The sequence below is a fragment of the Micromonospora chaiyaphumensis genome, from assembly GCF_900091435.1.
Taxonomy (GTDB): domain Bacteria; phylum Actinomycetota; class Actinomycetes; order Mycobacteriales; family Micromonosporaceae; genus Micromonospora; species Micromonospora chaiyaphumensis.
The window spans coordinates 275,766-299,024 of the sequence record NZ_FMCS01000008.1 but is presented as its reverse complement, the minus strand read 5'-3'; the positions used below and the strand labels follow the sequence as shown (position 1 = coordinate 299,024).

General features: G+C 75.1%; 21 protein-coding genes and 1 riboswitch. Of the genes, 10 read left to right on the top strand and 11 right to left on the bottom strand.

The genetic code is table 11. The features are described 5' to 3' along the window. Nucleotides 1–2: 2 nt before the first annotated feature. Complete coding sequence (locus tag GA0070214_RS22450; RefSeq protein WP_091267434.1) at nucleotides 3–830, bottom strand: NUDIX hydrolase; 828 nt, start codon at nucleotides 828–830, stop codon at nucleotides 3–5. A gap of 275 nt (nucleotides 831–1,105) precedes the next feature. On the opposite strand from GA0070214_RS22450, the gene GA0070214_RS22445 reads away from it, so the two are divergent. Both GA0070214_RS22445 and GA0070214_RS22440 read left to right on the top strand, forming a co-directional pair. Then, nucleotides 1,106–1,693, top strand: coding sequence for a DinB family protein (locus GA0070214_RS22445; protein WP_091267431.1), 588 nt, complete (start codon nucleotides 1,106–1,108; stop codon nucleotides 1,691–1,693). A 60-nt stretch (nucleotides 1,694–1,753) separates the two neighbouring features. Beyond that, complete coding sequence (locus GA0070214_RS22440; RefSeq protein WP_091267428.1) at nucleotides 1,754–2,722, top strand: Gfo/Idh/MocA family protein; 969 nt, start codon at nucleotides 1,754–1,756, stop codon at nucleotides 2,720–2,722. A gap of 42 nt (nucleotides 2,723–2,764) precedes the next feature. Here GA0070214_RS22440 and GA0070214_RS22435 read toward each other — a convergent pair whose 3' ends face one another. The 3 genes from GA0070214_RS22435 to GA0070214_RS22425 all read right to left on the bottom strand — a co-directional run bounded on the left by GA0070214_RS22435 (nucleotide 2,765) and on the right by GA0070214_RS22425 (nucleotide 5,510). After that, nucleotides 2,765–3,769 carry an inorganic phosphate transporter gene (locus GA0070214_RS22435; protein ID WP_091267425.1) on the bottom strand — a complete coding sequence of 335 codons (1,005 nt, stop codon included), beginning with the start codon at nucleotides 3,767–3,769 and terminating at the stop codon, nucleotides 2,765–2,767. Between the two features lie 4 nt (nucleotides 3,770–3,773). Next, nucleotides 3,774–4,400 carry a DUF47 domain-containing protein gene (locus GA0070214_RS22430; RefSeq protein WP_091267422.1) on the bottom strand — a complete coding sequence of 209 codons (627 nt, stop codon included), beginning with the start codon at nucleotides 4,398–4,400 and terminating at the stop codon, nucleotides 3,774–3,776. Between the two features lie 120 nt (nucleotides 4,401–4,520). Further along, on the bottom strand, nucleotides 4,521–5,510 hold the full coding sequence (locus GA0070214_RS22425) for a PPK2 family polyphosphate kinase (RefSeq protein ID WP_091267419.1): 990 nt from the start codon (nucleotides 5,508–5,510) through the stop codon (nucleotides 4,521–4,523). A gap of 116 nt (nucleotides 5,511–5,626) precedes the next feature. Between GA0070214_RS22425 and sigJ the strand changes: the two genes are divergently transcribed. Next, nucleotides 5,627–6,580 (top strand): RNA polymerase sigma factor SigJ, encoded by a 954-nt coding sequence (sigJ, locus tag GA0070214_RS22420; RefSeq protein ID WP_091267417.1) that lies wholly within the window; start codon nucleotides 5,627–5,629, stop codon nucleotides 6,578–6,580. Nucleotides 6,581–6,587: 7 nt separating this feature from the next. Here sigJ and GA0070214_RS22415 read toward each other — a convergent pair whose 3' ends face one another. Continuing rightward, nucleotides 6,588–7,094, bottom strand: a complete 507-nt coding sequence (locus tag GA0070214_RS22415; protein WP_091267414.1) for a DUF402 domain-containing protein — start codon at nucleotides 7,092–7,094, stop codon at nucleotides 6,588–6,590. Between the two features lie 124 nt (nucleotides 7,095–7,218). Here GA0070214_RS22415 and GA0070214_RS22410 point away from each other — a divergent pair, with 124 nt between their 5' ends. After that, on the top strand, nucleotides 7,219–9,360 hold the full coding sequence (locus GA0070214_RS22410) for an ATP-dependent DNA helicase (RefSeq protein ID WP_091267411.1): 2,142 nt from the start codon (nucleotides 7,219–7,221) through the stop codon (nucleotides 9,358–9,360). A 52-nt stretch (nucleotides 9,361–9,412) separates the two neighbouring features. On the opposite strand, the gene GA0070214_RS22405 is transcribed toward GA0070214_RS22410, so the two are convergent. Beyond that, nucleotides 9,413–10,681 (bottom strand): AI-2E family transporter, encoded by a 1,269-nt coding sequence (locus GA0070214_RS22405; RefSeq protein ID WP_139141892.1) that lies wholly within the window; start codon nucleotides 10,679–10,681, stop codon nucleotides 9,413–9,415. Between the two features lie 172 nt (nucleotides 10,682–10,853). Between GA0070214_RS22405 and GA0070214_RS22400 the strand changes: the two genes are divergently transcribed. Next, nucleotides 10,854–11,201, top strand: a complete 348-nt coding sequence (locus GA0070214_RS22400; protein WP_091267408.1) for a GroES family chaperonin — start codon at nucleotides 10,854–10,856, stop codon at nucleotides 11,199–11,201. A gap of 71 nt (nucleotides 11,202–11,272) precedes the next feature. Next, nucleotides 11,273–11,440: a hypothetical protein gene (locus tag GA0070214_RS31960; protein ID WP_167364318.1), complete on the top strand. Its 168-nt coding sequence runs from the start codon at nucleotides 11,273–11,275 to the stop codon at nucleotides 11,438–11,440. A gap of 19 nt (nucleotides 11,441–11,459) precedes the next feature. Here GA0070214_RS31960 and GA0070214_RS22395 read toward each other — a convergent pair whose 3' ends face one another. Continuing rightward, nucleotides 11,460–12,944, bottom strand: a complete 1,485-nt coding sequence (locus GA0070214_RS22395; protein ID WP_091267406.1) for a PrsW family intramembrane metalloprotease — start codon at nucleotides 12,942–12,944, stop codon at nucleotides 11,460–11,462. Nucleotides 12,945–12,967: 23 nt separating this feature from the next. After that, nucleotides 12,968–13,088, top strand: a riboswitch (SAM riboswitch). A 51-nt stretch (nucleotides 13,089–13,139) separates the two neighbouring features. On the opposite strand from GA0070214_RS22395, the gene GA0070214_RS22390 reads away from it, so the two are divergent. After that, nucleotides 13,140–14,402, top strand: coding sequence for an aminotransferase class V-fold PLP-dependent enzyme (locus GA0070214_RS22390; RefSeq protein WP_091267402.1), 1,263 nt, complete (start codon nucleotides 13,140–13,142; stop codon nucleotides 14,400–14,402). 120 nt (nucleotides 14,403–14,522) lie between these two features. On the opposite strand, the gene GA0070214_RS22385 is transcribed toward GA0070214_RS22390, so the two are convergent. Then, complete coding sequence (locus GA0070214_RS22385; protein ID WP_244167808.1) at nucleotides 14,523–15,782, bottom strand: FUSC family protein; 1,260 nt, start codon at nucleotides 15,780–15,782, stop codon at nucleotides 14,523–14,525. A 74-nt stretch (nucleotides 15,783–15,856) separates the two neighbouring features. Between GA0070214_RS22385 and GA0070214_RS31955 the strand changes: the two genes are divergently transcribed. Beyond that, a complete protein-coding gene (locus GA0070214_RS31955) occupies nucleotides 15,857–16,492 on the top strand; it encodes an HD domain-containing protein (protein ID WP_167364317.1) in 636 nt (211 codons plus the stop codon). Here GA0070214_RS31955 and GA0070214_RS31950 read toward each other — a convergent pair. Next, nucleotides 16,464–16,814: a DUF4031 domain-containing protein gene (locus GA0070214_RS31950; protein ID WP_167364316.1), complete on the bottom strand. Its 351-nt coding sequence runs from the start codon at nucleotides 16,812–16,814 to the stop codon at nucleotides 16,464–16,466. The genes GA0070214_RS31955 and GA0070214_RS31950 overlap by 29 nt on opposite strands. 57 nt (nucleotides 16,815–16,871) lie before the next feature. Between GA0070214_RS31950 and GA0070214_RS22375 the strand changes: the two genes are divergently transcribed. Beyond that, nucleotides 16,872–18,272 (top strand): FAD-binding oxidoreductase, encoded by a 1,401-nt coding sequence (locus GA0070214_RS22375; protein WP_091267397.1) that lies wholly within the window; start codon nucleotides 16,872–16,874, stop codon nucleotides 18,270–18,272. Between the two features lie 4 nt (nucleotides 18,273–18,276). Here GA0070214_RS22375 and GA0070214_RS22370 read toward each other — a convergent pair whose 3' ends face one another. Together GA0070214_RS22370 and GA0070214_RS22365 are read right to left on the bottom strand one after the other, a co-directional pair. Further along, complete coding sequence (locus GA0070214_RS22370; RefSeq protein ID WP_244167805.1) at nucleotides 18,277–18,753, bottom strand: hypothetical protein; 477 nt, start codon at nucleotides 18,751–18,753, stop codon at nucleotides 18,277–18,279. A gap of 95 nt (nucleotides 18,754–18,848) precedes the next feature. Continuing rightward, nucleotides 18,849–20,675, bottom strand: a complete 1,827-nt coding sequence (locus GA0070214_RS22365; RefSeq protein WP_341845081.1) for a glycerol-3-phosphate dehydrogenase/oxidase — start codon at nucleotides 20,673–20,675, stop codon at nucleotides 18,849–18,851. A gap of 64 nt (nucleotides 20,676–20,739) precedes the next feature. On the opposite strand from GA0070214_RS22365, the gene GA0070214_RS22360 reads away from it, so the two are divergent. Continuing rightward, nucleotides 20,740–23,241 (top strand): S8 family serine peptidase, encoded by a 2,502-nt coding sequence (locus tag GA0070214_RS22360; protein WP_091267391.1) that lies wholly within the window; start codon nucleotides 20,740–20,742, stop codon nucleotides 23,239–23,241. Nucleotides 23,242–23,259: the final 18 nt, after the last annotated feature.

Here is a 23,259-nt window from a genome sequence, read left to right as displayed (position 1 = left end):
GGTCAGGACAGGCGGAAGCGGGGCGCCTCGGCGTCGGAGAGGTCCAGGTGCGGGGTGACCGGGGTGCCGGGCTCGCGCCCGGCCGCCGCGCGGGCCACGCCCGCCAGGTCGCCGGCGGCGGCCACCTCGCCGAGGGTGACCATCGTGGGCGGGAGCATGGTGAGCTCGCCGGCCTCCGCCCGGGCCAGGGCGTCCGCCGGGCGCAGCCACAGCGTGTGGTCGGCCTCGCCGGAGACGTCCCGGGTCCGCTGCCCCTCCGGCAGCAGGGCGACGAAGAAGTAGGTGTCGAAGCGGCGGGGCTCGAACTCCGGGGTGATCCACCGGCTCCACGGCAGCAGCAGGTCGGACCGGAGGGTGAGGCCCTTCCCGGCCAGCAGGTCGGCGAAGCCGGCCCGCCGGGCCACCAGGTCCTGGCGGGCCGCCTCCCAGTCGTCGCCGCTGACGTCGCCCACCACGGTCCCGGCGTCCGGGCCGGCCAGCAGCACGCCCGCCTCCTCGAAGACCTCGCGGGCGGCGGCGCAGACCACCGCCTGCGCGGCGGCCGGATCGAGGCGGAGCCGCTCGCCCCACTCGGCCGGCGTCGGGCCCGCCCAGCCCAGGTGGGCCTGCGAGTCCGAGCGGTCCACGCCGCCGCCGGGGAAGGCGTACATCCCGCCGAAGGTCATGGCGGCCACCCGGCGGATCAGGTAGACCTCGAAGTCCGCACCGGCCGGGCGGAGCAGCAGCACGGTGGCGGCGACCCGGGGCACGGCCGGCACACCACCCTCGGCGCGGAACCGGCGGGCGTGCTCCACCAGGGCGGGCGGCGCCGCGAAGCCGTCGATCGTCATGCCCCCGAGCCTAGTTCCCAGCAGTGGATCATGCGGGCAGCGGACGATCGGGACGACGGCTTGCCCGCCCCACCAACTTGATGTCGTAGGTGAATCGCCACCCCATCCCCGTCCGGGCGCGATGGGGCGGGCCGAAGTGATTCATCCACGTCATCAGATTTCTAGGCGCTCGCGGACCATGGCCGGCCTCGACGGTCCGCTCTGTTCTCTTGGACGCGCCGTTGAGTCGGCCCCCGGGCCGCGCCGATGGGCGGCGGATGGCAGGGTCGGGGCCCATGATCGATGAGTTCGCGAAAGAGTACCTGCACGACGACCTGCGCTCGATCCGCGAGACGGTGCTGTGGAAGCTCGACGGGCTGTCCGAGTACGACGTGCGCCGCCCCCTGACCGTGACGGGTACCAACCTGCTCGGCCTGGTCAAGCACCTGTCGATAATGGAATGCAGGTACTTCGGTGAGGTCTTCGGCCGGCCGTCCCCCGAGCCCGTGGCCCCGTGGGACGTCGACGACGACGGCACCGACATGTGGGCGACCGAGCACGAGACGCGCGAGGAGATCATCGGCCGCTACCGGCGGGTGTGGAAGCACTCGGACGCGACGATCGACGCCCTCGCCATCGACTCGCCCGGGTACGTGCCCTGGTGGCCACGCCCCGACGTGAAGCTGTTCAACATCCTGGTCCACGTGCTCACCGAGACGAGCCGGCACGCCGGACACGCCGACATCCTCCGCGAACAGCTCGACGGCTCCACCGGGGCAGCAGCCGAATACGCACACCTGGAACCCGACAGGGCGACCTGGGCGGCGCGGCGTGCGGCGATCGAGCGGGCCGCCCGAGCGGCCGCGGCCGACGCACCGCACTGAGCCTTCCCGACGGATGGATCTTCCTCCCGGCGGCGCGACGGCTCGGGATAGCGTGCCGGCATGACGCGTTGGGGAATCCTGGCCACCGGAAACATCGCCGCTCGCTTCGCCGAGGACCTGCGGCTCGCGCCCGGGGCCGAGCTGGTGGCGGTCGGCTCGCGTACCCGGGAGAGCGCCGACCTGTTCGCGCAGCGGCACAGCATCCCCCGGGCGTACGCCTCCTGGGCGGAACTGGCCGCGGACCCGGACGTGGACGTCATCTACGTGGCCACCCCGCACGCCGCGCACCACGAGGCGGCCCTCACCTGCCTGGCCGGCGACAAGGCCGTGCTGGTGGAGAAGCCCTGCACGCTCGACCTGCCCACCACCACCGAGCTGGTCGAGACGGCCCGCGCCCGCGGAGTCTTCCTCATGGAGGCCATGTGGATGCGGACGAACCCGCTCATCCTGCGGGTGCTGGAGCTGATCCGGGACGGCGCGATCGGCGAGGTCACCCACGTCCGGGCGGACTTCGGCGCGGCCGGCCCGTTCCCCCCGGAGCACCGGATGCGGGCCCGGACGCTGGGCGGCGGCGCCCTGCTCGATCTCGGCGTCTACCCGCTGAGCCTGGCCCACCTGGTGCTCGGCGTGCCGCAGCAGGTGCACGCCTGGGCGAAGCTGAGCCCTGAGTCGGTGGACGAGAACACCGGCATCGTCCTGGGCTGGGACTCGGGGGCGGTGGCCACGCTGAGCTGCGGGATCGTCGGCGCGACCGCGATCACCGCCGCGATCACCGGCACGACCGGCCGGATCGACCTGCCGGAGCCGTTCTACCGGCCCGCCGCGGCGGTGCTGCACCGGGCCGGCGCGGAGCCGGAGACCATCCCGGCCGACCTGGCCGGCGGCGGCTACCAGTACGAGGCGATCGAGGTGCAGCGCTGCCTGGAGGCGGGGCTGATCGAGAGCCCGCTGGTGCCGCACGACACCACCCTGGAGCTGATGGGCCTGGTGGACGACATCAAGGCCCGGATCGGCGTCACCTACGCGTGAGGGGTCCCCCGCCACGGCGGGGAACCCCTCGACGTCGGGCGCTCAGAAGAGCGGGCGGACCAGCAAATACGCCAGGCAGGCGATCGCCGCGGCGGCCGGGAACGTGATGATCCAGGCGATCACGATGTTGCCGGCCACGTTCCAGCGGACCGCGGAGAGCCGCTTGGTCGCGCCGACACCCATGATCGCCGAGGTGATCGTGTGGGTGGTGGAGATCGGGGCCTTCAGCACCAGGGCGTTGAAGTAGAGCACGGCGCTGGCCACGGTCTCGGCCGCGAAGCCCTCCGGCGGGCCCAGGTCGATGATCTTCCGGCCCAGGGTCCGGATGATCCGCCAGCCACCCGCGTAGGTGCCGGCCGCCAGCATGGCCGCCGACGTCCAGAACACCCAGCCGGGGATGTGCGTCTTGGACTCCTGGAAGCCACCCGTGTAGAGGGCCAGCACGATGATGCCCATGGTCTTGGCGGCGTCCTGCATGCCGTGGCCGACCGACATGGCCGCCGCCGAGGCGGTCTGGGCCCAGCGGAAGCCGCGGTTGAGCTTGCCGGGCTGGCCCTTCCGGAACAGCCACAGGATCGCCAGCATCACCAGGAAGCCGAGCACGAGGCCGACCACCGGCGAGAGCACCATCGGGATGATGACCTTCTCGAGGATGTTGCCCCACTGCACGACACCGTCGTTGGCGAACAGGGTCGCCCCGACCAGGCCGCCGAAGAGGGCGTGCGAGGAGGACGACGGGAGGCCGAAGTACCAGGTGATCAGGTTCCAGGCGATCGCGCCGAGCACCCCGGCGAAGACCACCCCCAGGCTCTCGATCCCGGTGGGCAGTGTGACCAGGCCGTCGCCGACCGTCTTGGCCACCCCGGCGCCGAAGTGCGCGCCGACGAAGTTGCCGACGGCGGCCAGCGCGAGGGCGACCCGGGGTGTCAGCGCGCGGGTGGACACGCTGGTGGCGATCGCGTTCGCCGCGTCATGGAAGCCGTTCGTGTAGTCGAACGCCATGGCGACCACGATCACCGCCAGCACGGCGATGAGTTCGGGACTCACGGGATCAGGACTCCTTGACCGCGATGGTCTCGACTGTGTTGGCCACGTGCTCGAAGGCGTCGCAGGCGGCCTCCAGTTCGTCGGCCACCTCCTTCATCTTCAGCACCGTGAGCGCGTCGTACTCACCGCTGAAGAGGCGGACCAGCAGCATCCGGTAGGCCTGGTCACCGTCGTTCTCGAGTCGGTTGCACTCGATCCAGTAGTCCTCGAGATCCTTCATCGACTTCAGCCGGGGCATCGCCTCGGCGGTCAGCTTGGCCTGCTGGTCGAGGACGTTGACCAGCTCGTGCATCTCGCGCGGCAGGGAGGGCAGCTTGGTGAGGCCGTAGAGGTAGAGCAGGTTGCCGACCGCCTCCAGGTGGTCCATCACGTCATCGAGCAGCGAGCCCAGACGGTAGATGTCCTCCCGGTCGAAGGGGGTGATGAAGGTGGAGTTGATCTTCTTGTAGAGCTCGTGGGTGATCTGGTCGCTGTCGTGCTCGACCTCGGTGAGCCGCTCGCTCACGGACTGGACCTCGACGCCCGGCAGAGCCAGCTCGTTGAGCAGCTCGGTCCCCTTCACCAGGTTCTGCGCGGCCCTGGTAAAGAGCTCGTAGAAGGCGCCCTCGGTGGGACGGAAGGAAAACTTCACAGCACGGACCTCGTCGTGTCGGTGGAAGGGTGGCCGTCGCCCCGGAGGGCGTCTGCTCTGCGCATGCTAGGTACCCCGTGGAACCGGGCAACGCCCGGCCCACCCCTGGTCAGGCCCGATTCACCGCTCGTTCACCTGCTGTTCACCTTGCCTCGTCCCGCCCTCGCTCCGCAGCCGGTCCCGCTCCCTCGCGAGGTCGAAATCGGCAGGCGGATACCCCAGATCCAACCCACCGAACGTCTCGCTGAGCAGGTGCGCCACGGCCCAGTCGCGGTACCACTTCCGGTCCGCCGGCACCACGAACCAGGGGGCGTCGTCCGGGCCGCACCGCTCGATCGCCTCGGCGTACGCCGCCTGGTAATCGTCCCATCGGGCCCGGGTGTCCAGATCGCTCGGGTTGTACTTCCAGTACTTCGTCGGGTCGGTGAGCCGCTCCATCAGCCGCTCGCCCTGCTCGGCGTAGGAGATGTGCAGCATGACCTTCACCACGGTGACGGCGTTGCCGGCCAGCTCCCGCTCGAAGTCGTTGATCAGGGCGTAGCGGCCCCGCCAGGTGACCTCGTCGACCAGGCCCTCGACCCGGGCGATCAACACGTCCTCGTAGTGGGAGCGGTTGAAGACGCCCACGTAGCCGGGCGGCGGGAGGGCCCGGCGGATCCGCCAGAGGAAGTCGTGCCGCCGCTCCTCCTCGGTGGGCGGGCCGAACGAGCGGATGTGCAGGCCGAGCGGGTTCATGGCGCCGGCCACCCGCTTGACCGTGCCGTCCTTCCCACCGCAGTCCATGGCCTGGAGCACCAGCAGCACCCGGCGCGGGCGGTCGCCGGCCAGGTGGGCGCCGGCCTGGGTCGGGGCGCTGGTCGCGCTGCCCGGGCCGGCCGCGCCCTTCGCGGCGGCGTAGAGCATCTCCTGCTGCCGGCCGAGCTCCGCGCCGAGCAGCTCGACCTGCCCGCGCGCCCACTCCTTGCGCCCCTTGCCGCGCCCGGCCGCCGCGGGCAGCCCCGGGGTCGACCGGGGTTCGATCGCCGCCAGGTCCACCGGGCCCGGGCCGGCCCGGAGCAGCTCCCGCATCGACCCGCCCTCGGGCCGCACCACCTCGTCGACACCGCTCATCCCTCGATCCTCACCCACCCCGCCCGCACCCGCCTCCCGAGCGATGTCACACCCGGGGACGGCGGGGCATCCGGGGGTACGGGGAGAATGGGGGCTCCGGGCGGGAGGAGCGCGACGTGCACGAGCGGGCGGCGGAGTTCGAGGCTGAACGCGGGCACCTGCTGGCGGTGGCGCAGCGGATGCTGGGCAGCCGCAGCGAGGCGGAGGACGCGGTCCAGGAGACCTGGCTGCGCTACGCGGGCGCGCTCGGCGACCCGGCCGACCGCGAGAAGATCCGGGACCTGCGCGGCTGGCTCACCACCACCTGCTCACGGATCTGCCTGGACGTGCTCCGCTCCGCCCGCGTGCGCCGCGAGGCGTACCCCGGTCAGTGGCTGCCGGAGCCGGTGGTGAGCCCGGTGCCGGCCGCGGACGGGTTCGCCCCCGACCCGGCCGAGCGGGTGATCCGCACCGACCAGCTCGGCACCGCCCTGCTGGTGGTGCTGGAGCGGCTGACCCCCGAGCAGCGGGTGGCGTTCGTGCTGCACGACGTCTTCGCCGTGCCGTTCGCCACGGTCGCCGAGGTGCTGGGCACCACCCCGGCGGCGGCCCGGCAGCTGGCCTCCCGGGGCCGTCGCGCGGTCACCGCGCCGGACGTCCCCCGGCACACCGCCGACCTGGCCGAGCAGCACAAGGTGCTCGCCGCGTTCATGGCGGCGGTCGAGTCCGGCGAGCTGGACCGGCTGGCCGAGGTGCTGGCCCCCGACGTGGTGGTGATCGGCGACAGCGGCGGGCACTTCCCGGCCGCCCGCCGGCCGGTGGTCGGCGCCGAGCTGGCGGGCCGCTTCCTCCTCGGCCTCTTCGGCCAGGCCGCCCGCTGGGGCGGCCCCCTGCACGCCCGGCCGGTGCTGGTCGACGGCACGCTGGGCTGGCAGGCGGAGACGGTCTACCGGGACGGACGGCCGCTGCGGATGGTCACCTCGTTCGCCGTGCACGACGGGCGGATCACCGCCGTGTTCAACCAGCTCAACCCCGAGAAGGTGGAGCACCTGAGCGGGGTCGAGGAAGGCGGCTGGCCGCCGCGCTACTGAGGCCGGTTCAGACGACCAGGGAGAGCCACTTCCGGTACGACGTGGCGAACGGCTCGGTGCCGTCGCCGAGCGCGCCGAGCAGCCAGCGGGCCGCCGCCTCGGCCTCGGCCACCACGTCGTCGGGGTAACCCCAGCGGGCCCGGTGCTCGGCGAACTCGTCCTCGTCGCGCAGCTCGACCAGGCCGGTCTCGCGCCGGCGCACCACGTCCAGGTCGAGGTCGACCAGGTCGACCGTCTCGTCGCCCTCCCAGCGGGCGGGAGTGGCGATGTCGCAGTAGACCTCGCTGGTGCGCGGGGGCGGGTTGAACATGCCGGTCCACCAGCCGTGGTGGGGCACCAGCAGGACGAACGGGATCTGCTCCACGGAGGGCCGGCCGTGGTAGACCGACTCGGTGCCGGCCGGCACGCCGAGCCAGACACCGAGGTCGTCCTCGGCGAGCCGGCGGGCCGGGTAGTCGCGGTGTGCGCTGCCGTCGTACTTGCGGTAGATCACGCGGACCACGTCGCTCGGCATGACTGGCACCCTAACCGATTCCGGCCACGCGACGCGATCGGCAGGTAACCGGACGCGACGCGCCCGGCACGCCACGCGGCGGAGCGGCCCGCCCCCTGTCGGCGGCGGCGGGTACGGTCGCACGGTGACCGCGCCCCGCACCGCCACCGGCCCCGTTCCCAAGAAGCGCCGGGGCGGCCGGCCCGGCGGCGGCGAGCTGCTGGCCGCCGCGGTCGGCGCGGTCCCGGGCGGCGCGACGCGGGCCGGCCAGCAGCAGATGGCCGAGGCGATCGAACGCAGCGTCGCCTCCGGTGAGCACCTGCTCGTGCAGGCCGGCACGGGCACCGGCAAGTCCCTGGCCTACCTGGCCCCGGCGCTGACCGTGGACGGCCCCGTGGTGGTCTCCACCGCCACCCTGGCGCTGCAGTCCCAGCTGGTCGATCACGACCTGCCCCGGCTGGCCGACGCGGTCGAGCCGGTGCTCGGCCGCCGCCCCACCTTCGCGGTGCTGAAAGGGCGGCACCACTACCTGTGCCTGGCTCGGCTGGACAGCTCGGTCGAGGAGGAGCCGGAGGACACCCTCTTCGACGCGCCGCGCCCGAGCGGCGGCGGCACGAAGTGGCTCGGTGAGGCGGGCCGCCTGGGCAAGCAGATGCAGCGGCTGCGCGACTGGGCCGAGGAGACCGCCACCGGCGACCGGGACGAGCTGGACCCGGGCGTGGACGACCAGGTGTGGCGGAGCGTGTCGATGCCGGCCCGGGAGTGCGTGGGCGCCACCCGCTGCCCGTTCGGCCAGGAGTGCTTCGCGGAGGCGTCCCGGGCCCGGGCCCGCGAGGCGGACATCGTGGTGACCAACCACAGCCTGCTGGCCGTCGACATGCTCGCCGGCCGGCACATCGTGCCGCCGCACAAGCTGCTCGTGGTCGACGAGGCGCACGAGCTGGCCGACCGGGTCTCCTCGGCGGCACAGGCCGAGCTGGAGCCCCAGCTCATCGACCGGTCCGCCCGCCGGGCCCGGCCGCTGCTGCGCCCCGAGGTGGCCGAACGGCTCACCGAGGCCGGCGACGCGCTCGCCGTGGGGCTGGCCGAGGCGCCCGCCGGGCGGCTCACCAACGGCCTGCCGCCCGCGCTGCGCGAGGCGTGCACCCTGCTCGACGCGGCCACCCGGGCGGCGCTGGAGGCGATCGGCGACATCAAGGCCGACGACCCGGACCCGGTGCGCAAGCAGCAGGCCAAGGCCGTGCTCGACGAGCTATCCACCACCGGGCAGCGGCTGCTGGAGGAGGCCGACCACGACGTGGCGTGGGTGGAGAAGCCGGAGAACGGCAGCCGCCGCGCGCTGGTCGTGGCGCCGCTCTCGGTCGCCGGCACCCTCGCCACCCACCTCTACGACGAGCGCACCGTCGTCGCCACCTCGGCCACCCTGGCACTCGGCGGCCGGTTCGACACGGTGGCCCGGGCGCTGGGGCTGGACGCGCCGCCGCCCGCGCCGCCCTCCCCCGCCGCCGCCGCGCTGGCCAGCGCGGCCGCCGCCGGCCGTGCCGGCACCACGCCCCCGGTGGCGAGCACCGACGGCAGCCGGGCGGCCATCGGCACGGTTCCGGCCACCGAGGGGCCCGGCTGGACGTCGCTCGACGTCGGCTCACCCTTCGACTACGCCCGCCAGGGCATCCTGTACGTCGCCGCGCACCTGCCCCGGCCCAGCGTCTCGGGGCTGCCCGAGGCGGCCGGCGAGGAGTTGCTGGCGCTGGTCGGCGCGCTCGGTGGGCGTACCCTCGGGCTCTTCTCCTCCCGGCGGGCCGCGCAGCAGGCGGCGGAGCTGCTCCGCGCGCGCACCGACCTGCCGGTGCTGCTCCAGGGCGAGGAGGCGCTGCCGCTGCTGGTCCGCCGGTTCCGCGAGGAGCGGGAGAGCTGCCTGTTCGGGGTGATGTCGCTCTGGCAGGGCGTGGACGTGCCGGGCGACTCCTGCCAGCTCGTGGTGATCGACCGGCTGCCGTTCCCGCGGCCCGACGAGCCCCTCGCGGCGGCCCGGGCGGCGGCCGTCGACGCCGGGGGCGGCTCCGGCTTCGCGGCGGTGAGCGTGCCGATCGCGGCGGTCCGGCTGGCCCAGGGCGTCGGCCGCCTGATCCGGGCCACCGGCGACCGGGGCGTGGTGGCGGTGCTCGACTCCCGGTTGGAGACCGCCCGGGGCTACGGCCCGTTCCTGCGCCGCTCGCTGCCCCCGTTCTGGTACACCACCCGCCCGGACGTGGCCCGCGGCGCGCTGGAGCGGCTCCGGAAGAGCTGACGCCCGCGCCTCCCCGGGCAGGGGCGACGCGGGCGTCCGGGGCTTGGTCGGGTCAGGGCGCCTGGGAGGCGACCACCACGGCGTCGGGCGGGGTGTCCGGCACGGTCCGCGCGGCGAGCCGGCGGATGGCGGTGTTGAGCACGGCGATCAGCGGCACCGCGACCAGCGCGCCCGCGATGCCGGCCAGCACCACCCCGGCGGCGATGCCGATGATCACGGCGAGCGGGTGGATGGCCACCGCCCGACCCATGATCAGCGGCTGGAGCACATGCCCCTCGACCTGCTGCACGCCGATGACCACGCCCAGGATGATCAGCGCGGTCACCGGGCCGCTGTCGACCAGCGCCACCAGCACGGCCACCACCCCGGACAGGAAGGCACCGACGATCGGGATGAACGCGCCCAGGAAGACCAGCGCGGCCAGCGGGAACGCGAACGGGATGTCGAAGATGACCAGGAAGATGCCGATGCCCACGGCGTCGATGAAGGCGACCAGCACGGTGGCCCGGACGTAGGCGCCGAGCGTCGCCCAGGAGGCACGGCCGGCGTCGTCCACCTTCCAGCGGGCCTTGACCGGCAGCAGCCGGACCAGGAACCGCCAGATGTTGCTGCCGTCCCGGAGGAAGAAGAAGGTCGCGAAGAGCACCAGGACCGTGCCGGTGAGCACCTCGGCCAGCGTGGCCGCCGTGTTGAGCGCCCCGCTGGTGAACTTCTCCGTGTTGCCGTTGATCCAGCTCTGCGCCTCGTCGATGTAGCGGTTGAGCTGGCCGTCGGAGAGGTGCAACGGGCCGGTCTTGAGCCAGTCCTGGATCTGCCGGACGCCCTGGGACGACTTCTCACTCAGCTCCGGCACGCCCTGGATGAACTCGTTGACCACCAGGGTCAGCGTGCCGATCACCGCGGCCAGGCCGCCGACCAGCACCACGCCGGTGGCCAGCGAGCGGGGCAGCCGGGCCTTGAGCAGCCAGCCGACCGCCGGGGCGAGCAGCGCGGAGAGCAGGAGCGCGACCGCCAGCGGGATGATGACGATGCGGATCGTGCCGACGATCTTGAGCAGCGACCAGGTCACGATGCCGATGACAATGAGCCGCCAGCACCAGGCCGCGGCGATCCGCAGCGCGTGCGGCACCTCCACGTCGTCCTGGCTGATGGTCGAGGCGTGCACGGGAGCCGGGGGCTCCGCGCCCACCACGGTCGCCGTCGGGGGCGCCGCCGGGCCGGGCGAGGAGGGCGAGGCCACGCGCTCGTCCGGATCGGCCGCCCGCCGGGCCCGCGCCGACTCGCGGCCGGACTCGTACGCGCGGCGGAGCCGTCCGCGCATCCGCTCGAAGCGGCTCAAGCGCACCTCCAGCAACTTCGGTCCGCCCAGGAGACAGGGTGGACAGGATACGTCCGTCCGCCCCACCCTAGGGCGACTCCGCCACACATTGCCCCCCGCTCGCCCCGCCCAACCACATCGGGATCGACCGGCGGGCACGCGGTAGCGTCTTCGCGTGACCGCCGACCAGAACCTCGACGCCGGCCTGCCGATCCGCCTGCTCCACGACCGCGTGCTGGTGCGTACCGAGAACGGCGAGGGGGAACGCCGCTCCACCGCCGGCATCGTGATCCCGGCCACCGCGGCGGTCGGCAAGCGGCTGGCCTGGGCCACCGCGGTGGGCGTCGGCCCGCACGTCCGCTCCATCGTCTCCGGGGACCGGGTGCTCTTCGACCCCGACGACCGCTCCGAGGTCGAACTGCACGGCCGGGCGTACGTCCTGCTCCGCGAGCGGGACGTGCACGCCGTGGCGGCGGAGCGGGTGGAGACCGGGTCGACCGGCTCGACCGGCCTCTACCTCTAGGCGCGGCCCCCGCCGTTTGCGTCGCTGCCCGGCGGGAAGCCCCAGGCACGACCGCGCCCTGGGGAGGGACCATGCCGGTAGTCGTGAAGAAGATACTCGCCTGGGGATTCCTCGCGTTCCTGATCTACTTCATGGCCTTCCGGCCGGACGGCGCGGCCCAGCTGTTCAAGGGGATCGGGGTGGCGCTCATGGCCATCGCCCAGGGCCTCGGCGACTTCCTCACCGGCCTCATGAGCTGACCCGCCCCCGCGAGCCGCGTCAGGCCGGCGGCCACGGTGCGGTGGAGCGGGCGCCGTGCCAGCCGGAGGGGCCATAGCCGGGCGGGAAGGCCGGCGGCGGCGGCGCGGACAGCACCACCGGGATCGGCACCACCGGCTCGTCCGGAGCATCGACCGCGCGCTGCGACCCGTCCGGGAAGCGCAGGTGGTAGCGCTGCCCGTCCCAGACCCCGACCGGCGCCTGCGGGTCCCGGCCCACGAAGAACGACCGGTACGCCCCGATCGCGTCCAGCAGCTCCCGCTCCTCCCGCGCCGTCCGGTCCCGCTCGGCGGGCTTGCGGTCCAGCCCACGGCGCATCCCGTCGCGCAGCAGGGCCAGCCGGGTGGCGGCGAACTGGTAGCCGCGCATCGCCCGCACCCCGCCGTCACCGGCCACCCGCCGGGCCCAGGTGCGGGCGGCGTGCCGCCGGCCGAGGCTGCCCAGCGCGGCCACCTCGGGCGGGGTGAGCCAGCCCGCCCGGACGTAGTCCGGCAGGGTGCGCTCGGTGAGCCGCCCCTCCCAGGCGCGCAGCCAGACGGCCAGCCCCACCATGCCGAAGAAGATCGGCACCATCACGCCGATGTAGCCGTAGAGCGCGATCAGCGGCTGGCCCGTGGCGGCGGCCAGCGAGGGCAGCAGGTTCCAGGTGCCGTGCAGCATCATGGCCAGCAGCAGGCCGGCGATCGGGGCGAGGATGCGCACCCGCCGGTCGGCGGTCCGCGCGGCGATCCCCAGGCCCACACCGGTCATCGAGGTGAACAGCGGGTGGGCGAAGCCGAAGAGCAGGATCCGCACGATGAAGATGGCGATCACCTGGCGGGCGCCGGTGGCCGGGCCGTACTCCTCGACGCCGGTGCGGTAGCCGTAGCCGCCCAGGTAGAGGATGTTCTCCACCATGGCGAAGCCGACCGCGGAGAGCCCGCAGTAGACCAGGCCGTCGGTGACACCGGAGAACTCCCGGCGGCGGAAGATCAGCAACAGGAGCGGGCCGGCCGCCTTGGTCAGCTCCTCGATGAACGGGGCGACCAGCACGGCGGTCAGCGCCGCGGGCAGCCCCCAGGCGTCGAACAGCCGGGCGCCGGTCTCGTTGACCAGCAGCGAGATGGCGGTGGAGACGAACGCGCCCCAGGCGAAGCAGAAGATCAGGTATTTCAGCGGCTCGGGCTCGTAGCGGTCGAGCCAGAGGAAGCAGGACACCAGCACCGGCACCGGCAGGATCGCCGCGATCACGCCGACCAGCAGCGCCTCGGCGCCCAGGCTCTCGCCCAGGGTGAAGACCATGAAGACCGCGCCGGCGGCGATCAGCAGCACCACACCGGCCAGCGCCAGGAACCGCCGCCAGCCGAGCCGGCGCAGCGGCATCCGGGGGGCCGGCGACCCCGGTGGAACGGCGGGCGCGGTCGGCGGCGGCGGCAGGGCTCCGCCGGGCGGGGTGACGGCCATGCGGTCAGCGTAGTCACCCGCGACCCACTGGTCCGGTCGCATCGCGGCCGCTATGCTCCCGATCAGGTCACGAGTGCCAGCGCGAAGCCCCGGCTTGCTGGCCGGCAACCCTCGTCGAGTTCGCGGTGGGGTGCCCCGGGTGATGACCGGGCCCAGCCCGAACCGCGTGCTGGGCAAGCGCGGACCCCGTTCCCGGTGCCCACCACCCGGGGTCCCCTGGACCCGGGAGGCTCCGGCATGACCGTCACCCTCGTACCCTCGCTGCCCACGCTCGTCACCCCGAGCCGGCCCGACCCGCTCGGCGTGCTCGGCGTACCGGGGGAGATCAACCTGGATTACGCGGCCAGCGCGCCGTGCGCGCGGGCGGCGTCCGACGCGGTGGCCGAGCTGCTGCCCTGGTACGCGAGCGTGCACCGGGGCGCCGGGGCGCTGTCGCGGCGCTGCACGCTGGCCTACGAGCGGGCCCGGCAGACGGTCGGGGACTTCCTCGGCGCCCGCCCCGACGATCACGTGATCTTCACCCGGAACACCACCGACGCCGTGAACCTGCTGGCCCGGGCGCTGCCCGCCGGCACCACGGTGGTCACCTTCGCCGGTGAGCACCACGCGAACCTGCTCCCCTGGCCGCGCGGCTCGGTGCGGCTCCCGGTGCCGGACAGCACGGGCGGTGCGGTCCGCTCCCTCGACGCCGCCCTCGGCGAGTTGTCCCGCGACGCCCGGCCCGGGCTGCCGGTGCTGGTCGCCGTGACCGGCGCGAGCAACGTGACCGGGGAGCGCTGGCCGGTGGCCGAGCTGGCCCGGGTGGCGCGCCGGCACGGTGCCCGGATCCTGGTCGACGCCGCCCAGCTCGCCCCGCACGCCCCGGTGGACCTGGCCGCGCTGGACGTCGACTACCTGGCGCTCTCCGGCCACAAGCTGTACGCGCCGTTCGGCGCGGGCGTGCTGGTGGGGCGGGCGGACTGGCTGGACGCCGCACCGCCGTACCTGGCCGGCGGCGGGGCCACCAGCCACGTCGGGGCGGGCACCCACGAGGTGCGGTGGGCCACCGGCCCGGCCCGGCACGAGGCGGGCACCCCGAACCTGCTCGGCGCCGTGGCGCTGGCGGCGGTCTGCGCGGCGCTGGCGGCCGCGGACCGCGACGCGCTGCACGCCCGCGAGCAGGCGCTGCTGGCCCGGCTCCGGGCGGGCCTGGCCGCGCTGCCGCACGTGGTGGAGCTGCGTACCTTCGGGCCGGACGCGCCCCGGGTGGGCATCGTGAGCTTCGTGGTCGCCGGCCGGGACTCCGGCGACGTGGCCGCCCACCTGGCGACCGCGCACCGGATCGGCGTCCGCGACGGCCTGTTCTGCGCCCACCCGCTCGCCCGCCGCCTGCTCACCGAGGCGGCGACCCGCAGCGGCCGCCGCGACCTGCCCGCGACCGCCCTGCGCGCCAGCCTGGGCCTGGGCACCACCGAGTCCGACGTCGACACCCTCCTGACGGCCCTGGCCACCCTCCCCTGACGGCCGGACCCCGCCCTGCCCCCCACCCCATTGATCATGAAGTTAGCGCCCTGGAAGGCGGTTTCCACTGCCGCTAACTTCATGATCACCGGGGCGGCAACAGGCGGGGACAGGGCCCGGTCAGCCGACCGGTGGGGCTGTGGGGGGTTTGGGGGCCGGGTTCTGTTCGGTGGTCTCGCCGGAGCGCTGCTCGCGGTCGCCGAACGCCTGGCGGACCAGGCGGTTCGCCTCCTCCTGGTCGATGCCGGAGGCCACCAGCAGGTCGCTCGCCGTGGTGCGCACCTGGGCGATCACCACGCTGCCGGAGAAGCCCACCCCCTCGGCGTACGCCCGGCCGGCCTCGCTGACCGCGCGCAGGGACCGCTCCCGGGCCTTCTCCGGCTCCTCCCCGACGGCGAACTCGTGCCGCAGCAGGCGTACCGACTCGGCCAGGTGGCCGATCGAGTCGGGCATCGGATCCGGGACGGGCTCCTCGTCCTCGATCATGGTGACCGAGCGGCGGATCAGGGTGCCGCTGTTCCGCATCGCCCGGTCGATCGGTTCCGCCGCCTCGGCGTAGTGGGTCAGCTCGTCCCGCCGGTGCCAGCGGGCCGGCGAGATGGTGATGGTCTCCTTGGCGCCCTCGATGGCCTCGGAGAGCGCGGCGAGTTCCTCCTTGTTCTCCCGGAGCCGGAACAGCGCCTGCTGGGCCGCACCCCGGTCGCGGCTCCGCAGCGCGTCCGCGCAGATGTCGAGCTGCCCGGCGAGCAGGTCCAGCGCCGGCCGGGCCGCCCGGTTGATCACGCGCAGCGGGTTGAGTGGCAGCAGGATCGCGGTCACCAGCAGCGCGATGCCGCCGCCGAGGAACGCGTCGACGAAGCGGGGTATCTCCAGGTTCTGTGTCGATGGGCTGAGCGTCACGATCAGCACGGCGGTGGCCGCCGCCTGGATCACGATGGCGACGCTCGCCCCGGCGAAGACGGTCAGCAGGATCGCCGCGGTCACCACGAGGCCGAGTTGCCAGGCGCCGGTGCCGAGGAAGTAGATGAGCAGGTCGCCGACGAAGACCCCGACGGCCACCCCGATGATCAGCTCGACGGTCCGGCGGAACCGCTGGCCGACCGACGCGGCCAGGGTGCCGACGGCCGAGATCGGCGCGAACACCGGCTGCGGATTCTTCAGCAGCCGGTGGGAGATCAGGTAGGCCAGCCCGGCCGCCAGGCCCGCCTGCACCGCCAGGCCGGTCGCCGTGCGCACCCGGTGCAGGCGGTCGTGCAGGGTGGCCTTGCTGCGGTGCCGGAGCTGCTCCACGGCCTCCGAGATCCGGGCCCCGTCGACGTCGACCAGTCCCTCACGCAACGCGGTACGCCGGAAGATCTGCGGTCGTCGGTCCCGGGCCACGGCCATGGCCGGGACTACCCGCCCCGCCCCCGGTGAATCCTGTGAATCGGCCGCGGTGGGGCAGACTGCACCGGGTGGACGAGCTGATCGAACGGTGGCGGGACGCGGCCCGGGCGGCGGGGGCGACCGACCCGGCCGGTGTCGAGCGGGCCGGGGCCCGGCTGCTGGCCGGCTGGCGGGAGCCGCACCGGCACTACCACACGGCCGCCCACCTGCGGGCGGTCCTCGACGTGGTCGACGCGTACGCCGGGTCGGCCCGCCACCCCGACCTGGTCCGGCTGGCGGCGTGGTGCCACGACGCGGTCTACGACCCGCGGGCCGGCGGCGACGCCAACGAGCGGGCCAGCGCCGAGCTGGCCGGGGACCTGCTCGCGGCCGCCGGGCTGCCGGCGGACGCGGTGACCGGGGTACGCCGGCTGGTGCTGCTCACCGCCGGCCACGCGGTCGGGCCGGACGACCCGGACGGCGCCCTGCTCTGCGACGCCGACCTGGCGGTCCTGGCCGCCCCGCCCGACGACTACGACCGCTACGCCGCCGCCGTCCGGCGCGAGTACGCCCACGTGCCCGATCCGGACTTCCGCGCCGGCCGGGCCGCCGTGCTGACCGCCCTGCTGGGCCTGCCCGCGCTCTACCGGCTGCCGGAGCCGCACACCCGCTGGGAGTCCCGCGCCCGCGCCAACCTCACCCGGGAACTCGCGACCCTGGGCTGATCCCGGCGTCCCCCGGCCGGGTCGGAGCGATCTCGGCGTCCCCCGGCCGGGCCGGGGCGGGGACCGCGCGGGGCTTGGGGCGGCGCAGGTCGGCGGCGCGCAGGAGGCGGACGATCTCGCGGGAGGAGACGGGCCGGGCGCCCAGCCAGACGGCCATGGGGACGCGCTCGGCCGGGACGTCGTAGTGGTCCCGGTCGAAGCCGCGCCGGGGCAGGCCCAGCGCCTCGGCGAAGGCGTGCAGCTCGGCGTACGAGACATCGCTCACCAGGTGCGACCAGAGCCGCCCCCGCGAGGGCACCGAGGGCGGGTCCACGTAGAGCATGGCGACCAACGGTACGCCGGTTGGTCATCCCCGCCGGCACGACCTAGCCTTCCCGGCATGGCCGCCCATCCCCTCCTCGACGACCTGCGGACCGCGCTCGGCGAGGCCGCCGTGCTGACCGACCCCGACCTGCTGCGCCTGCACGAGCGGGACGAGGCCGACCTCTGCGCGGCGGGGAGCCCGCTCGTGGTGGTCCGCCCGCGGAGCACCGAGGAGGTCGTGGCGGTGGTCCGCGCGGCCGGCCGGCACGGCGTACCCGTGGTGCCGCAGGGGGCGCGGACCGGGCTGGCCGGCGCGGCGAACGCGGTCGACGGCGCTTTGCTGCTGAGCACCGTGGCCATGGACCGGATCCTGGAGGTCGACCCGGTCAGCCGGATCGCCGTGGCGCAGCCCGGCGTGGTCAACGCGGCGCTGGCCGGCGCGGTCCGGGCGCACGGCCTCTGGTACCCGCCCGACCCCGGCTCCTGGGAGTCGTCCACCATCGGCGGCAACGTGGCGACCAACGCGGGCGGCATGTGCTGCGTGAAGTACGGCGTGACCACCGAGTACGTGCTCGGACTGGAGGTGGTGCTCGCCTCCGGCGAGGTGCTGCGCACCGGCCGGCGCACCGCCAAGGGCGTCGCCGGCTACGACCTGACCCGGCTCTTCGTCGGCTCGGAGGGCACCCTCGGGGTGATCACCGAGGTGACGGTGGCGCTGCGCCCGGCGCCCGAGGAGTCGCTGACCCTGGTCGCGGTCTTCCCCACCACGGCGGCGGCCGGCACGGCGGTCGCCGGGATCGCCGAGCGCGGGCTCACCCCGAGCCTGCTGGAACTGCTGGATCAGACCCATCTGCGGGCCATCGAGGCGTACCGGCCGATGGGGCTGCGCACCGACGCGCAGGCGCTGCTGCTGGCGGCCGTGGACACCGGTTCCCGGGCCGCCGACGACCTGGCCCGGCTGGCCGAGGTGTGCACGGCAGCCGGGGCCGACGAGGTCTACGCGGCCACCGACGCGGAGGAGGCGGCCGCCCTGCTCCAGGCCCGGCGGCTGGCCCACCCGGCCATGGAGAAGCTCGCCGCCGACGCCTTCCCCGGCGGCAACGGTGGCCTGGTCATCGACGACGTGGCGGTGCCGCGGGGGGCACTGGCGGCGCTGCTGGACGGGGTGGCCCGGATCGCCGAGGAGTGCGCCGTGCCGATCGGCGTGGTGGGCCACGCCGGTGACGGCAACATGCACCCGAACATCGTGGTCGACCGGGCCGACCCGGCCGGCCTGGCGCGCGGGCGGCGGGCGTTCGACGAAATCATGCGGCTCGGGCTGGACCTCGGCGGCACCTGCACCGGCGAGCACGGCGTCGGCCTGCTCAAGCGGGACTGGCTGGCCCGGGAGATCGGCCCGGTCGGCGTGCGGGTGCACCAGGCGATCAAGGCGGCGCTGGACCCGGCGGGGCTGTTCAACCCCGGCAAGGTGCTCTGACGCCTCAGCTCTTGTCCTCCGCCGGGGTGGCCTGCGTGATCAGCAGCAGCACCTGGTACGCCACCGGCGGCTTCGGCTCGCCCGGGCAGTCCTGGATGGTGATGGTCAGCCCCGGCGGGATCAGCAGCGTCGAGGTCAGGGCGTCGATGCAGCCCTGCTTGTAGTGCCGCGCCTCGTCGGTCTCGTTCGCCAGGGCCGGGTCGGCGAGCATCCCCTGCAACCGCTGCGTCTGCTCCGGGGTGAGCACCCCGGTCGAGTCGACCCCGTCACCCGCACAGTCGCGGCACTGCCACCGCCCCGTCGGTTCCACCTCGAGCGTGCGCGGCGGCCCGGACGCACCGAGTTGCTGCACCAGGGAGACCCGGCGGCCAGCCGGCGTCGGGGCGGCGGCGCCGGCTCCGTCCGATGTGGTGGCACCCTCGGCCCGGCCGAAGAGCGAGCAGCCGGTCAGGGCGATCGCCAGCAGGACGCCGACGGACACAGCACGGACGCACGACCAGGATGGGCGAACCACGCGGGGAAACCTACACTTCCGTAGGTAAGGCCGGAACCCTCCGGAACGACGTTACCGACGGGTCACCGGGAAGAGGACGCCACGCTGTCGCCGTCGGCGCCCCGGTCCGCCGCGAAGCCCCGCACGTCCGGCGCGCCCAGCCGGGCCGCGTCGGCCGCCACGTCGTCCGGCATCAGCTGCGACTGCCGCTCGGCCTCCACCCGGGCCCGGTAGTGGGCCACCTCGCGGGCGCGGGTCGCCTCGTCCCAGCCGAGCACCGCACCCATCAGCTCCGCGGCGTGCTCCGCCGACTCCAGGCCGCGGTGGCTGGTCTCGATGGAGATCCGGGTACGCCGGGTCAGCACGTCCTCCAGGTGCAGCGCCCCCTCGGCGCGGGCCGCGTAGGCCACCTCGGCGGCCAGGTATTCCGGCGCGCCGGCCAGCGGGGTGCCGAGCAGCGGATCGGCGTCGACCAGGGCGAGCAGGTCCAGCGTGAGCGTGCCGTAGCGCTCCAGCAGGTGCTCGACCACCCCGACCGGCACCCCGTGCCGGCGGGCCAGGTCGGCCCGGTCCCGCCACATGGCCGCGTACCCGTCGGCGCCGAGCAGCGGCAGGTCGGCGGTGCGCGACGGCCGGGTCCAGCCGAGCCGGTGCACCGCCCGGTCGACCACGTCGGAGGCCATCACCCGGTAGGTCGTGTACTTGCCGCCGGCCACCAGCAGCAGCCCCAGCATCGGCTCGATGACCGCGTGCTCCCGGGAGAGCTTGGAGGTGGAGTCCGCCTCGCCGGCCAGCAGCGGGCGCAGCCCGGCGTAGACGCCCTCGATGTCGTCGGTGGTGAGCGGGCGGTCCAGCACCGTGTTGACCTGCTCCAGCAGGTAGTCGATGTCCTTCGCGGTGGCCGCCGGGTGGGACCGGTCCAGCCGCCAGTCGGTGTCGGTGGTGCCGATGATCCAGTGGCCGCCCCACGGGATGACGAACAGCACGCTGGTGGCGGTGCGCAGGATGAGCCCGGCCTCGCCGGTGATCGCCGAGCGGGGCACCACCAGGTGCACGCCCTTGGAGGCCCGGACCCGGAAGCCGGGCCGCAGCCCGACGTCGTTGAGCATCCGGGACATGTCGTCGCTCCACACGCCGGTCGCGGCGATCACGGTGCGGGCGCGTACCTCGAACTCGGCGTCCGGCGAGCCGGCGGGCGCCTCCAGGTCGCGCACCCGGACCCCGGTGACCTCCCGGGCCTGCCGGATCAGGCCGACCGCCCGGGCGCTGGTCACCACGGTCGCACCGAGGCTGGCCGCGGTGCGGGCCAGGGTCACCACGAGGCGGGCGTCGTCGACCTGGCCGTCGTAGTAGCGGATCGCCCCGGCCAGCTTGTCCGGCCGCAGGCTCGGGAAGATCCGGTGGGCGCCCTCACGGGTCAGGTGCCGGTGCAGCGGCATGCCGCGCCCGCCGCCGAAAAGCCCGGCGAAGACGTCGTAGGCGGCCACGCCGGCGCCGTAGTAGGAGCGCCGGAAGAACCGGCGGGGCAGGTCACGCGCCCCACCCTCGGCGGGGAGCGGGACCAGGATCGGCACCGGGCGCACCAGGTGCGGGGCCAGCCGCGTGGCGAGCAGCCCGCGCTCGGTCAGCGCCTCGTGGACCAGGTGGAACTCCAGCTGTTCGAGGTAGCGCAGGCCACCGTGGATCAGCTTGCTGGACCGGCTGGAGGTGCCGGCGGCGTGATCGCGCGCCTCCACCAGGGCCACCTTCAGGCCGCGTGAGGCGGCGTCGAGCGCGGCGCCCGCCCCGGTCACGCCACCGCCGATGACCAGCACGTCGAACCGCTCGGCGCGGAGTCGGCGCAGGTCGTCGGCGCGGCGCTCGGCGGAGAGCTGACCGGCCTCGGATCGGGACACGTTGGGGTCGCGCACCCGTCCACCGTAACCGTCGCCCGCCGCCCGCGGCACGTACCCGTCGGGCCGTACGGTGAGGGCCATGCAGGCCGGCCCACCCACCGCTCCCGTACCCCCGTTCCCTCCCGCTCGCCCGGACACCGGGCCGTGGCCGGTGGTCGCCGCGGTGGTGACCGGCGTCTGGGCCGTGCTGGTCGCGGTGCCGGGCCAGCTCGTCGGCTGGGTGGTCGACCAGATCGTGCTGGTCTCCGGCCTGGACCGCTCGCTGGCCGTCTGGCCGGTGGTGGCGCTGGTCACCGTGCTGCTGGTGGGCGCGCCCACGCTGGCGCTCGCGCTGCTCCCCCGCTCCCCCGCGGTCCGGGCGACCGGCCGCGCGTGGCTCGCCGCCACGCTGGCGCTCGGCGCGCTGACCCTGCTGCGGGCGCTGCCGCCGGTGCACCACGAGGCGTACCTGGCCGCGTTGTCCGTGGCCGCCGCGCTGCTCGCCCTGATCCTCCACCGGCTGACCCACCGCCGGTCCGGCCCGCCGGCTCCGTCCTCCGCGCCGGCTCCGGGCGGCGCGCCCGCCCCGGACGGCGAGCCGGTCGGCCCCGGCGACGGTGCGGCCGGTCCCGGCGGCCGGATCGGGCGGTTCGGGCCGGTGACGCTTCTCGCGGTGGCGGCCGGGCTGGCGTCGCTGCTGCCGTGGGCCTGGGTGGGCGCGCTGGGCGGCGCGCTGGAGACCCTGCTCGCCGCGCTCGCCGCCGCCGCGCTCGGCGCGCTCGCCGGGGTGCTCCTCGACCCCGCGTTCTGGGCCGGGTTCGCCGTCGGCACCCCGCCCCGGCCGGCCCGGCTGGTGCTGGTCGGCGGGCTGGTCGCCGGGGTGACCCTGGCGCTGCTGGGTGCCGGGGCCGGGCAGTCCGGGGCGCAGCTGCCGGCGCTGCTCCTGCTGCCGCCACTCGGGTTCGCGCTGGGCGCGCTGGAGGCGGCCGCCCGGCACGCCGGCCGGCCGGCCGGGCGCCGGCCCGTGCGCTGGCTGGTCGGCCTCGCGCTGCTCGGGCCGCTGGCGTTCGCCGACCCGGAGGAGGTCACCGTCCTGCTGGCCACGACCCGCGACGTCCCGTTCTGGGTCGGGGTCGCGACCGGCGCCGCGTTCGCCGTCGCGGCCCTGCTCGCCGTCGGGTACGGCGTGCTGCTCGCCCGGCCGCGCGCCCGCGTGCCCCGGCGCGGCCTCGCCGGGCTGGTCGCCGCGGCCCTGCTCGCCGCCGTGGTCGTGGTGTACGCGGTCCCCGGCCAGCCCGGCCTGCACGGCGAGCGGCTGCTCGTGGTGCTGCGCGAGCAGGCCGACCTGACCGGCATCGCCGCGGGAGCGCCCGGTCGGGCCGGCCGGGACGCCCGGGCGGCCGAGGTCTACCGGCGGCTCGTGGCCACGGCCGGGCGCACCCAGGGCGACCTGCGCCGCGAGCTGACCCGGCTGCGCCTGCACCCGACGCCGTACTACCTGGTCAACGCCATCGAGACGGACGGCGGGCCGGCGGTCCGGGCCTGGCTCGCCGGCCGGCCGGAGGTGGCCCGCGTGCTGGTCAGCCAGCGGCTGCGGCCGCTGCCCGCGGCGGCGCCCCCGACCCGGGGCACCGTGCCGGCGCCGGCCGGTCCGGCCTGGAACGTCTCGCTGATCGGCGCGGACCGGGTCTGGTCGGAGCTGGGCGTGACCGGCGCCGGCGTGGTGGTGGGCAGCTCGGACTCCGGGGTGGACGGCCGGCACCCCGCCCTGGCCGCCGGCTTCCGGGGCGGCGACGACTCCTGGTACGACCCGTGGGAGCACCGCCGGACGCCGGCCGACCGGGGCGGCCACGGCACGCACACGGTGGGCAGCGCGGTGGGCCGGAACGGGATCGGGGTGGCCCCCGGCGCGAGCTGGGTCGGCTGCGTCAACCTGGACCGCAACCTGGGCAGTCCGGCCCGCTACCTGGACTGCCTGCAGTTCATGCTGGCCCCGTTCCCGGCCGGCGGGGATCCGCTCACCGACGGGCGGCCGCAGCGGGCGCCGGACGTGCTGACCAACTCGTGGGGGTGCCCGCCGGTCGAGGGCTGCGACCCGGGGGCCCTGCGCCCCGCGACCGCCGCCCTGGCCGCGGCCGGCATCCTGGTGGTGGCCGCCGCCGGCAACACCGGCCCGTACTGCGGCTCGATCGCCGACCCGCCGGCGCCGTACCCGGACGTGCTCACGGTCGGGGCGGTCGACCGGGCCCGCCGGATCACCGGGTTCTCCAGCCGGGGGCCGGCGGCCGGGGGTGCCGCCAAACCGGACCTGGTGGCGCCGGGCGCCGCGGTGCCGTCGGCGTACCCGGGGGGCGGTTACGCCACCCTGGACGGCACCTCGATGGCGACCCCGCAGGTGGCCGGCGTGGTGGCGCTCATGTGGTCGGCCAACCCGGCGCTGGTCGGCGACCTGGACCGGACCCGGCGGATCCTGGCCGAGACGGCCACCCCGGCCGTGGTGCCCACCGACGCGCCCTGCGGCGGCACCCGGGATCTGGTGGGCGCGGGCCTGGTCGACGCGTACGCGGCGGTCCGCGCCGCGCGGGCCGCGGACCTCGGTTAACAACCCTGTCCATTGGTC